General features: G+C 35.7%; 11 protein-coding genes. 5 read left to right on the forward strand and 6 right to left on the reverse strand.

The window, feature by feature from the left end; all coding sequences use genetic code 11:
• Positions 1–138: 138 nt before the first annotated feature.
• From IEV35_RS13695 to IEV35_RS13715, 5 genes are all read right to left on the reverse strand, one after another.
• Positions 139–3,312 (reverse strand): DEAD/DEAH box helicase, encoded by a 3,174-nt coding sequence (locus IEV35_RS13695; protein ID WP_188385228.1) that lies wholly within the window; start codon positions 3,310–3,312, stop codon positions 139–141.
• Between the two features lie 320 nt (positions 3,313–3,632).
• Positions 3,633–4,838 carry an MFS transporter gene (locus IEV35_RS13700; RefSeq protein WP_188385229.1) on the reverse strand — a complete coding sequence of 402 codons (1,206 nt, stop codon included), beginning with the start codon at positions 4,836–4,838 and terminating at the stop codon, positions 3,633–3,635.
• Positions 4,839–5,140: 302 nt separating this feature from the next.
• Positions 5,141–5,278, reverse strand: coding sequence for a hypothetical protein (locus IEV35_RS13705; RefSeq protein WP_188385230.1), 138 nt, complete (start codon positions 5,276–5,278; stop codon positions 5,141–5,143).
• A gap of 317 nt (positions 5,279–5,595) precedes the next feature.
• Positions 5,596–6,192 (reverse strand): superoxide dismutase family protein, encoded by a 597-nt coding sequence (locus IEV35_RS13710; RefSeq protein ID WP_188385231.1) that lies wholly within the window; start codon positions 6,190–6,192, stop codon positions 5,596–5,598.
• A gap of 148 nt (positions 6,193–6,340) precedes the next feature.
• A complete protein-coding gene (locus tag IEV35_RS13715; RefSeq protein WP_188385232.1) occupies positions 6,341–6,847 on the reverse strand; it encodes a DoxX family protein in 507 nt (168 codons plus the stop codon).
• A gap of 290 nt (positions 6,848–7,137) precedes the next feature.
• On the opposite strand from IEV35_RS13715, the gene IEV35_RS13720 reads away from it, so the two are divergent.
• Genes IEV35_RS13720 through IEV35_RS13740 form a run of 5 tightly spaced genes read left to right on the forward strand, consistent with a single transcriptional unit; the run spans position 7,138 to position 11,307 of the window.
• A complete protein-coding gene (locus IEV35_RS13720) occupies positions 7,138–7,863 on the forward strand; it encodes a hypothetical protein (RefSeq protein WP_188385233.1) in 726 nt (241 codons plus the stop codon).
• Positions 7,864–7,880: 17 nt separating this feature from the next.
• Complete coding sequence (locus IEV35_RS13725) at positions 7,881–8,273, forward strand: GntR family transcriptional regulator (RefSeq protein ID WP_188385234.1); 393 nt, start codon at positions 7,881–7,883, stop codon at positions 8,271–8,273.
• Positions 8,274–8,277: 4 nt separating this feature from the next.
• A complete protein-coding gene (locus IEV35_RS13730; RefSeq protein WP_188385235.1) occupies positions 8,278–9,138 on the forward strand; it encodes an ATP-binding cassette domain-containing protein in 861 nt (286 codons plus the stop codon).
• A gap of 17 nt (positions 9,139–9,155) precedes the next feature.
• A complete protein-coding gene (locus IEV35_RS13735) occupies positions 9,156–10,088 on the forward strand; it encodes an ABC transporter ATP-binding protein (RefSeq protein ID WP_188385236.1) in 933 nt (310 codons plus the stop codon).
• Positions 10,081–11,307, forward strand: a complete 1,227-nt coding sequence (locus IEV35_RS13740; RefSeq protein WP_188385237.1) for an ABC transporter permease — start codon at positions 10,081–10,083, stop codon at positions 11,305–11,307. Before IEV35_RS13735 ends, IEV35_RS13740 begins: the two co-directional genes overlap by 8 nt.
• Here IEV35_RS13740 and IEV35_RS13745 read toward each other — a convergent pair.
• Positions 11,252–11,620: a hypothetical protein gene (locus tag IEV35_RS13745; RefSeq protein WP_188385238.1), complete on the reverse strand. Its 369-nt coding sequence runs from the start codon at positions 11,618–11,620 to the stop codon at positions 11,252–11,254. The genes IEV35_RS13740 and IEV35_RS13745 overlap by 56 nt on opposite strands.
• Between the last annotated feature and the right edge of the window lie 3 nt (positions 11,621–11,623).

Raw genomic sequence — 11,623 nt, forward strand, 5'->3', positions numbered from 1 at the left:
TTCCGAAAACAAAGTCTCTTGAGAGGCTTATTTTGTCATGCGTAAATTTATAGAAGAGATACAAAAAGCTAACAGAGGTGAGCATTTCTTATCTCACCTACTGTTAGCTTGATGGCTATGGGGACAGACCCCTTAATTCTATATGCTTAGTAACTCTCTTACATCATCTTCACTTAAACTAGACAACATCGTCTCGCCCGGTTGGATGACTTTATCAATAAGTTCTCTTTTCTTCTGTTGAAGCTCGTAAATTTTTTCTTCAATCGTTCCTTCGGTAATGAGGCGTATAACTTGAACAACATTTTTTTGGCCAAATCGATGGGCTCTACCAGTAGCTTGATCTTCTACTGCTGGATTCCACCATAAATCATACAATATTACCGTATCTGCCCCAGTTAGATTTAAGCCTGTTCCACCAGCTTTAAGAGAAATGAGAAAGATACTTTTTTCTCCATTATTGAATCTGTCACTCATTTCCACGCGTTCACTTGACGGAGTTTGACCACTAAGATAGAAATAATCAATTCCCTCTTGCTTTAATTTTTGAATAATAATTTCATGCATGCTTGTGAATTGAGAGAAGATTAACATTCGTTTCCCATTAGCAATCGCATTGTGAACGGTTTCCATTAATAAGTCTAACTTACCCGATTTTCCTTCATAGTTCTCTAAGAATAATGAGGGATGACAACATATTTGTCTTAAACGGGTTAATCCAGCTAAAATCTTCATCCTATTCTTTTGAAAACCACTCTCTTTAATCGATTCAGCTGTCTCTTGTTGTAGTTGCCTTAAATAAGCAACATATAATTCTTTTTGCTCATTTGTTAACTCCGAAATACTAACGGATTCGATCTTGTCTGGTAACTCTTTTAGTACATCTTTCTTTAAACGCCTCAAAATAAATGGTTTCGTAATCGTAGCAATTTTTTCATGGGATAATTGCTTAAACGTTTTTTGATTTGGCATAAGACCTGGTAAGACTACTTGAAAAATAGCCCACAATTCATCAATCGAATTCTCAATTGGTGTACCACTTAATGCAAAGCGTCTACTTGCTTGTATTTCTCTAATTGCCTTTGAAGTTTTCGTTGCGTAATTTTTTATATATTGTGCTTCATCCAAAATTAACGTTTGGAAGGATAAATTACGATATCGTTCAATATCTTGCCTCAATGTCGCATAGGAGGTAACCCACACATCGGAATCAAGTGCTGTAGTGAATTTTTGTTCTCGCTCCCCTGGTGGTCCTGTCATAATACTTACTGTTAAGGAAGGAGTGAACTTTTCCAATTCATTTTTCCAATTATAAACAACAGATGATGGAACAACAATTAGATGAGGATTGGTGCTTGGTTCTGAAGCTAAGTACGCAATCGTCTGTAATGTTTTTCCAAGTCCCATATCATCTGCTAGAATTCCTCCTAAATGGTAATTGCTTAGAGATTTAAACCATTGGTATCCTGTCATTTGATAAGAGCGTAAAGAAGCATTTAGAATGCTCGGAAGCTCATAATGTTGCTCTTCTGGTTCCTTTAATTGATGCAATAATTGTCTAAAAGCAGGATCATAATTTTTTCTCGTTTCGATTAACTCATCAATTTGTGTACCACGGTATATGGGCATTTGAATTTTTCCATCTTGCACATCACCTTTATGAATATCCATATCCTGAAAGAAGTTGCGAATGGAAGTAAACTCTTCTCCTTCTAATGACAACATTTCTCCACTTTGGAGACGATAATATCGTTTTTTCTCGATAACCGCATCGAGAATCCGATTAATATCCTCTTCGTTTAGGCCATCCATATCAAATCCAATTTCCAAAAGATTTGTTGAGCCTTCCATCCTTACCGTCGTTCTTGGGATAGGTTCATTTTCTAAAATGAAACTACGCACTTCAGATGTTAAAAATAATTCTACATATTGATCAAATAAAGGTAACACTTGGTATAGGAATTCATATAATTCATCTTCATCTGCATCTATAAATAATTCCCTACCATTATAATGGAAGTTTGCGTATTCAATAAGCTGCATAATTTGCTTTTCTTTTTCCACATCACGAATAATGATTACCTCGTGATCCTCTCGCCCACTAAATGGATCAATGACATGGTCACCATAATGATATTCCAGTTTTCCAATAATAAAATCATCTTTAGCTTCTAAATACAATTTTGCTCGTAACGGCAGTTGGACTATTTCTGAGGAAACTTGTTCCGATATTTCTACTTCGCCAACTTTTTTTAGAGAAGGTAACACTTCTGATAAAAAGGCATCTGCTTGTTTCTTAGATATAGGAAGCTTCTGATCCACTTTTCCAAACTGGGAAACTAATTCCAAAATAGGAATTTGCTCTTTTAATGGAAAATAGAACACTCCATTATCAAATAATATTTCGTAATTCTTAAAGAAGATACTATTCTCTACATCATGCATCGTCAATAGAAGATCGTTTTGCTCATTTTTATTTAATGAAAAATGATATGGTAACTTGCCCTCTTCAATCATGACATTGGAGAACGATTTGCCAGTTGTTGTTTCAACAGTAAAATCTCTATCGACCAATTTTTCTAGTACTGTTTTTGCTACTAGTGGTGGAATCGTTAGCGACCGTTTATCATTTACATTTCCACGATAATGATAGACATGATAACCATCATAGATTTTTTCATTCTTTTGGATAGATCCAAGTATTTCTAAAATCTCTTTATCTTTTGAGTCTATATAATGGTGGTTCGGAGAATAGGTGAACATTTTTGTAAAAAAATGTTCATTCCCACTTAATACATCTTGCAAAAATTCATGGATATCTTTGACAACATAATTCCTCGTTACACCAGCTTTTATTTCAATTAATAGATTTTTATCATAGGACCACTTCAACAAATATTCTATGTGAAGCTGTAATTTATTTGGCAGGATATCCTCTACGTCCTGCGGTTCACCGATATTACTTAACGCGCGAATAAAGCGATTCGTTAGCTCATAATCAAACTTAGAATACATTTCAGTTTGCGGCTCCTCTTTATTCACGATACCGATTAATGTAGCAGCAATATGCTTACAAGATCGATATGTATCAAATGCAGGACAATCACAATACGTATCGACAGATCCTCTATCAAAGTCTTTCATATTTATTTCAACAAAGTAATCCTCACTACCATGAACTGTGGCAGTCCATACTTTGTAATTATTATCATAAGTTAAATCACTTACTAATCCATTATTAAAATACTCTAAACCACGTTTATATATTAAAGAAGGGAATAGCTTTTGGACATTAATATCGCTTAGTTTTTTCAAAATCTATTAACCTGCCTTTTAGTACAATGCTATATATTCATTGTATAGGAGTTTGCAATAAAATTAAAACGATTCTATTTATTAATAGGATTGGATAAAAATTGATAGATTATACCTAATAATATGTATTAAAAATAAGGCTACTTTAGCTTAACCAATTTTCGGCTGAGATATTCTCCTCAGTGCATATAACTAGCCCCTCCGGAAACAGTCCCCGCACGCAGAAGCGATCTTCTTTTCCAAGGAGTCTCCGTATATTTCTGGGGCAGTGTAATGCACAATCGTTCCTGATTGTTTATAATTTCATTTATAAAAATCTTTTACACGCCTTTTTCTCTATGTAACTTTTTAGCCCTTATAACTAACATAATGTAAATACACATGGATACGAATATGGAGCCTGCACTGACTGCGTAGATTGTTCCGTAATTAAAAAGATAGGCGATTTGTCCGAATGTTAATGCTCCAAATCCTATTCCTAAATCAAAGAAAGAAAAGAAAGTTGCATTTGCCATTCCTTTTCTGTTCGTCGCTGCTTTTTCAACTGCCCAAGCTTGTAATGCTGGTTGTACTGTTCCAAATCCAAACCCGTATAGTCCAGCAGCAATTAATAATATAAAAGAGCTGGGTAACCAGGCTAGTAGAATCATAGCTATTAGAATAAGCATCGTTCCTGGCAAGAAGACATATAGATGCCCTTTCTTATCATAAACCTTTCCTGCAAATGTTCGTGAAATAAAAAGAAAAGCGGCATATACGAGAAAATAGGCCTCAATTCCAGCTACACTTCTTTCTATCGCATGCAAAGGTAAAAAAGTCGCAATTCCACCAAATGTAAATGTAATAAATAACATAAGAATAGAAGGCTGTATTGCAGTTTTTTCAAATATATCAAAGCGAGGTGTATGTGCTTTATCCGGAATCTCCTCTACCCTTTTATACTTTACTCGTGATGAAAGTATAAGTGCAATTAAACCGAAAGCAGCACAAAGTAGAAATAATGTTGTAAAGGAGATTTTTCCAACTAACGCTAGGCCAAGACCTGGTCCAAAGGCTAGTGCAATATTCCCAGACAAACCAAAGTACCCAAGTCCTTCTCCTCTTCTACTAGCTGGAATAATATCCGTTGCGATTGTGCCGGTTGCTGTTGTAGATAACCCCCACCCAATTCCTTGAACAACCCTCATCATTAAGAGAAAAGCAATACTTGTAATAAAGGCAAAAGAGCCTATCGATAATACGAAAATTGCCAGACCAACCATATAAACAAATGCACGGCCTTTCGTTTCTAATGCATGACCTGCATATGGTCTAAAGATTAAAGCAGAGAAAGTAAAAATACCAACAATAACTCCAATTAATTGATCACTTCCTCCTAACTCTTTCACGAATAAAGGAAGTGTTGGTAATGTCATTTGAAAACCAAAAAAGATAAAAAAATTAGCCAGACATATTAGTATAAAGTCTCGCGTCCAAATTTTTTCATGTCCCTGTTTTTCTTGTTCTACCTTAAGTTGTGCCTCCATTCATATCCCCCATCCTTCGATACTCGAAATATATTATACAGGAGTATGAAGCGAAATGGAATGGGATATAAGCTATAATTCTGAAATTTTGAAACATAGAGTTAAAACAGCTTTTCCCATTTTTAATTAAGGAAGAAAAGAATTTTTATTTACTGAAACATACGGCCGGTATCTCCAGTATTGGAACGACATCGGGTGAGAATTTGGGCAATCGGCCGAACGTACGGCTAATCTGCCAAAGTTCTGGTTAATCGACCATAATTCTGGTTAATCGACCGAAATCACAGTTAATCTGCCAATATTCATGGTAATCGACCGAAAGTAACAGCTAATCTGCCAAACCCACGTGTAATCGACCAAACTTCAGGATAATCTGCCAAACCCACGTGTAATCGCCCGAACTTCAGGATAATCTGCCAAACCCACGCGTAATCGACCAAACTTCAGGATAATCTGCCAAACCCACGTGTAATCGACCAAACTTCAGGATAATCTGCCAAACCAGCGTGTAATCGCCCGAACTTCAGGATAATCTGCCAAACCCACGTGCAATCGCCCGAACTTCAGGATAATCTGCCAAACCAGCGTGTAATCGCCCGAACTTCAGGATTATCTGCCAAACCCACGTGCAATCGCCCGAACTTCAGGATAATCTGCCAAACCACCGTGTAATCGCCCGAACGTTAAGTACTACATGTTCTTCTTCAAAAGGAGTTCCCTTGCCTTTTTCATCGAAATACCTTCTATATATCCGTCTCTATTCTGCTATCACGCCACAGGCTATTCGTTCACCAGAATCACCTGCAGGCTGGGATTTGTAATCATCTGCTTTGGAATGGATCATAAGTGATGTTCCACCTTCTTTAAGCAAGGAATTATCTTTTCCTTTTTCCAACGTTACCATTTCAGCTAGAACATTTGTCGAGACTGTTCCATCTTGCTTGACCTCTATATTAGGAAGATCCCCTGCATGTGGTCCTTCTGGATGGTCGAACCCATGTTTTGCTCCAGTTGGATTAAAATGACCACCTGCCGATTCAAAGCTCGGCGCCTCACATACACCATTTTCATGAATATGAAAACCATGGACACCTGGCGTTAGGTTAGAGGCATTTAATTGAATATTTACACCCTTGTTTGTCTGCTCCAGCTTAGCTTCACCAACTGTTTCTCCTTTTGTATTTATCATTGTTACTAATAAGGAATTGCTACCTTCATTCAATGTCCCAGACACTTCAACACTCGGGTTTTCTTCTTCATTAACCATGTGTTTCTTATCATTAGCCTCCATCACACCATATACGACAAGTACAATCGCCCAAGTAAGTAGGACAATATACCACACTTTTTTCATGCCAATCCCTCCAGAATAGTATAGTAATCTTTTACAGTGTTTACATGAATGAGGGAAAATAAACCTATTACTACCTCTTCAGAAGGGGCGAGTTACATAAAAAAATAGCAGAGGAATCGTCCCCTGCTATTCGGTAGAAATCTGTCTATTAAGCTACAGCCACTTTTTTAGTTTGCTTACGAGTTGTCTTATTGTTTTTGATAAAAGGAATAACCCATCTATCTAATCCATAACGGCCTGCATTAGCTCCAGCAACTACTAAGAATACTGTTAATAGTACCATTTGTGCGTTTGTGCTTACAGTTCCACTGAATAAGAATGCAAAATTCATTGTCATTCCCATTAGTGCAGCAAAGTTAGTGAAAATACCTAAGATTAAAGCAGCACCTACTAAGAATTCTCCCCACATAACCATGAAGCTGAAAAGTTCTGCGTTTGGAAGTGCAACAGCTTCTAGAAATGAAGCCCACCAGCCTTGTACTGCTGGATGATCGCCACCTGAATTGGCAATCGCGCCTTGAATAAATCCACTTGCATCGAATCCACCACCAGTAATTTTACCAAACCCTGCTGTAAGCCAAGCATAACCAATATAAACTCTAATAAAAACTAAGATACCTGCAACTACTTTATTTTCACGAATGAAATTCAACATATGAATCCATCTCCTTAAATTTTAGTTTTGTTTGTTCACTATTTCACATTTAATTGTAAGTGTGTTTCCTTATTACACTTTGATAATAGCATGTATTTTTTATCATGTAAATAGTAATTTGTGATATATTTCACAATATATGTTACAGAAATATGAACGGGATTTAATGAAACGTTTTCATTCTTTACAATTGATCTCAACATAACCTGTTGACAAATAATTCGGCTCACAGTTATACTGTGCATATAGATATATACAGTATAACAGTTTGATTAAAAGGTGGTATATAAATGCAAAAAGACTTGAAACTCGCTTTTCAACTATTAATACCTGAACTTAGAATTTCATGGTTCAACTTCATCTTATTATTTCTCTATTATTCATTATTCACCTATTTATTTCACACTGGTCTGGAAGCACAACAAACAAGATTTGAGAACTTAGATATATTTTTCTTTCTTCTATTCATTTTTGGACCGATCAGCTTTAGAGCAAAAGTATTACAAAACAAAAAAATTGGAGATATTACTTGGGCATCCCCTACTAATGCCATGAAGTTACACTTACCTATTCCCAAGAAAATTATTGTTCTTAAAGAAATGATTTTTTACATGTTAAGTTCAATTCCTTACCAACTTTATATGTTCACTATCTTGTACCTTACGAGTCCAGAGGTTAAGAATATCTTTAGCATTGATACCTATCTTGCTTTTGCAATAATATGGATTTCATTCGGACTGTATGCAGGTTTTTGTGCAATTCCAGTATATACAGGGATACGTGCGAAATATAGCGCAATGGCTCATATATTGTCCTATTTGTTACTTGCTGCTATTGTAGTGCTCATTCTTGTCTTTCCATTCACCTTTACGTATGGAATCGTAGAATGGACAGCTATTATAGCAATGAAATGGCCACTTCTAACAGCGTGCCTTTCACTTATTGCAGCAATTATCGGAGTTTCCTATTGGAAAAATAAATCGATCTCTTATCTAAAGAAAATCGATTTCCTTTAATAGAAAGGAGTGTTGAAATGGAACTACCAATACGGATATCTAAAGATTCGAGAGAGCCCATCTACCATCAAATTGTCAACCAATTTAAAGCGTTAATAGCTGGTGGTCACCTCTCTGCAGGAGCACCACTCCCTTCTATAAGAGCCTTATCAAAGGATTTGGAGATTAGTATTATTACAACAAGAAGAGCATACCAAGATTTAGAATTACAAGGCTTTATTAAGACACTCCAAGGAAAAGGTACGTTTGTTGCAGAGATTGCAGAGGATTTAAAGGAGGAGGTCAAGGTGACATCTGTCCATAACATAATTGAAAATGCAGTAGATACGGCACTTAGCTATGATTATAATCTTTCCCAAGTAAAAGAAATCTTCCTTACCATATTAAAAGACAAAGAGAAAGGAGAATAACCCAATGAATTCCCTATTATATATTGAGCATCTTGAGAAGCGTATCGATGAATTTCATCTCGGTCCAATTAATTTAGAAATTGAACCTGGAACAATCACTGCTCTTGTTGGAAATAATGGTTCTGGTAAGAGTACATTTCTAAAGTTGATTATGAATCTAGCTAAACCCGAGAAAGGAAATATAAAAGTAAATAACATCTTTACGCACGGTGAAAATGAAGACTGGAAAAATTCTGTTGCCTATCTTCCCCAGACGGTTCTAGGTTGGGATGCTTTTACTGGCAATACGTTAAAAGAACTAATTAAAGCCCTTTACCCAAATTGGGATGAGGAATTATTTCTCAAGATGGTCAATCTATTTGAGATTCCACTAAATAAAAAGTTTAGTAAGCTTTCACAAGGTGTTCAACAAAAGTTAAACCTTGCCCTTACACTTCCTAGAAATGCACCTTTATTACTTTTAGATGAACCAACATACTTTATGGATATTCCATCGAAAAAAATATTAATGGACTTAATCGTTGATTGGATGGAGCCTGGAGACCGTTCTATCATCATTGCAAGTCATCAAATTGACGATATTAGGAAACTTTCTGATTACTTATTCGTACTACATAACGGGAAATTTTTAGGTCACTTCGAAAAAGAAGAGTTAATCGAAAATTATGCCCGTTATTGGATTACTAGTTCCTTAGAAGATGCAACTATTCCAGGTGTAGTGTTACAAGAAGGGAATGTTATTATTTCCAATCGTATAAGTGAAACGGAAAATTATCTTGAAAGTCAAAACATCAAATGGAATAAACGCAACACATTGGAATTAGATGATATTATTACACTTTTATTAACTCAAAATAAACAATAAATAGGAGGAATACAGTCATGGAAGTTATGTTAACAGTTGATGGACTTGAGAAATCGTTCAAAGACAAACAAGCGTTAAAAGGAATTTCCTTTGAAGTAAGAAAAGGCGAGATTATGGCCATTCTTGGTCCAAACGGAGCTGGAAAATCGACTACTATCCGAAACATTATGGGGATTATGTACCCAGATAAAGGCTCCATTACTTTCCACAATCACCAAGGGAAAGAAATACCTCGTCATAAAATTGGTTATTTACCAGAGGAACGTGGCTTATACAAAAATGTTAAAGTAATGGATATCCTCTTATATTTAGCAGATTTAAAAGATTATCCGCTCGATAAAGCGAAGGAACGTATTTTAACATATTTAAAGAAATTTGATTTAGAAGGTAAAGAGAAGGTTTCGATGGATGAATTATCTAAAGGTATGGGACAAAAAGTACAATTTATCGGATCCATCCTTCATGAGCCTGAACTGCTTATTCTAGATGAGCCTTTTTCTGGACTGGATCCTGTTAGTCAGGAGTTATTCAAAGATGAGATTCGTAATCTAGCAAACAATGGAACTGCCATTCTATTGTCATCCCACCAAATGAATTTAGTAGAAGAAATGTGTGATCGCCTATTTATGATTCAAAATGGACAAAAGGTGATTTATGGCACATTAGATGAAGTTAAAACAAAATACGCGAACTTTAAATGTACCATTCGAGGTAAAAACAATGTGCGAGATTTAGAGAAGATTTCCCACGTGCAACGAGTTGAAGTAAAAGAAGAATCTGCAGTTCTTTACCTTGACCAAGATGTTCATCCTACAAATTGGTTGCAAAACCTACCTGACTATTTGAATGTGAGTGAACTTAAAATGAATCGAATCTCCCTACATGAAATCTTCATTGATATTGCAACAAACAAAAACTTAATTCAGGAAGCAGGTGATATAAATGCGTAATTCAATGAAAGTAGCAAGATGGGAAGTTAGAAGAAATCTAAAAAATAAGTCCTTTGTTATTGGTTTGTTCCTAACACCACTTCTTATTATTGGCTTTGGATTATTAGGAAGTCTATTTGAGTCGGATGATGAACCAACCGAGACAGCAGTCTTTGTAAACGATCAAATTGAAATTTATGATTTATTAGTGCAAACGGTTGATAATTTCGAGTTAAATTGGACATTAAATGAAACAACGCTGAGTGAAAATGAAGTACAAAGTGCATTAGAAGATACAGAAGATACTGCTTATATTTTCTTAACTGGTGAGGCATTAGAGAGTGGTGTTATTCCAGTATATACAGCAGATGAAATGGATTCAGGATTTAGTGCAAATGTTCAATTACTAGCCGGTCCATTACAACAAATTCGTATCTCACAATTAGACTTAACGGAAGAAGAACTGGCGATTGTATCCAGTAATGTTATGTTTGAAGAAACTTCCGCAGAAGAGCTAGCAAGTGCTGGCGAGGATTCTGTTATATCTGAAAATCCTTTTGAAAAAATTGCACCTGGCTTATTTGCAGGGATTATCTTCTTTGCTATTGTCATGACAGGGATGATGATTTTCCAAAGTGCATCTCAAGAGAAAAAGGATAAAATTGCAGAAATTATTCTTTCATCCGTTACACCTGGTGAATTAATGAACGGTAAGATTCTTGGATACTTTGTTCTTGGAATGGTTCAGGTCCTAGTATTTCTTGTTTTTGTCGTACCGTTTGCTGTTTGGAAAATTGATGAACCAATTATTGAATATCTATTAGTTCCAGAAACATTATTACTCGTATTCATTGCGGTACTTGGCTATCTATTATTTGCAGCCATCTTCGTTGGAATTGGAGCAACTTTATCTGATATGACAACAAGTGGTAACTTCCAGGGGTTTGTTATGATGCTTCCATTCTTATCCTTTGTTCTTATCGCACCAGTACTAGGCAATCCAAGTGGAATGGTTGCACAAGTTGCTTCATACATTCCATTTACATCTCCTGGTGTACTAATCATGCGATTAACGGTATTAGATGAATGGCCATGGATTGAAATTATTATCGCATTAGCGATATTAATTATTAGTATCGTTCTATTCATGAAACTAGCAGGTAAAATCTTTAAGGTTGGGATTCTTATGTATGGTAAGAATGCAACACCTGGGGAGATTTGGAAGTGGATCCGTTCATAGGAAATTTAGTATATGACGAAGCTTGAGGGAATAAATGTTCCCTCAAGCTTTTTCTTTTGTGTCTTATTCTTTTATAAACGTACATCATAATCGCACAAAGGACCGTAACTCCTATAAATGTAACAAAGATAAGAAAAGGAGAATAAGTATGACCAATGGCCACTTCAGTTTGAAGTACTTGTACATTATTCCATGCACCTGCAATATCTGGTGCGTAATTTTTAGTTTGTATATAACCGATTAAAGTCATACCGCCATAATATAAGAGATGAATAATTAGCGATGCAATAATTGCTTGTACGAATATCTTCATAGA

It is taken from the genome of Ornithinibacillus halotolerans, assembly GCF_014637405.1.
In the GTDB taxonomy this organism is placed as follows: Bacteria; Bacillota; Bacilli; order Bacillales; family Amphibacillaceae; genus Ornithinibacillus; species Ornithinibacillus halotolerans.

Excerpts from the sequence above, each read along its gene's own strand:
- IEV35_RS13700 (WP_188385229.1), bottom strand. The coding sequence starts at position 4,838 with ATGGAGGCACAACTTAAGGTAGAACAAGAAAAACAGGGACATGAAAAA.
- IEV35_RS13710 (WP_188385231.1), bottom strand. The coding sequence starts at position 6,192 with ATGAAAAAAGTGTGGTATATTGTCCTACTTACTTGGGCGATTGTACTT.
- IEV35_RS13715 (WP_188385232.1), bottom strand. The coding sequence starts at position 6,847 with ATGTTGAATTTCATTCGTGAAAATAAAGTAGTTGCAGGTATCTTAGTT.
- IEV35_RS13720 (WP_188385233.1), top strand. The coding sequence starts at position 7,138 with ATGCAAAAAGACTTGAAACTCGCTTTTCAACTATTAATACCTGAACTT.
- IEV35_RS13725 (WP_188385234.1), top strand. The coding sequence starts at position 7,881 with ATGGAACTACCAATACGGATATCTAAAGATTCGAGAGAGCCCATCTAC.
- IEV35_RS13730 (WP_188385235.1), top strand. The coding sequence starts at position 8,278 with ATGAATTCCCTATTATATATTGAGCATCTTGAGAAGCGTATCGATGAA.
- IEV35_RS13735 (WP_188385236.1), top strand. The coding sequence starts at position 9,156 with ATGGAAGTTATGTTAACAGTTGATGGACTTGAGAAATCGTTCAAAGAC.
- IEV35_RS13740 (WP_188385237.1), top strand. The coding sequence starts at position 10,081 with ATGCGTAATTCAATGAAAGTAGCAAGATGGGAAGTTAGAAGAAATCTA.
- IEV35_RS13745 (WP_188385238.1), bottom strand. The coding sequence starts at position 11,620 with ATGAAGATATTCGTACAAGCAATTATTGCATCGCTAATTATTCATCTC.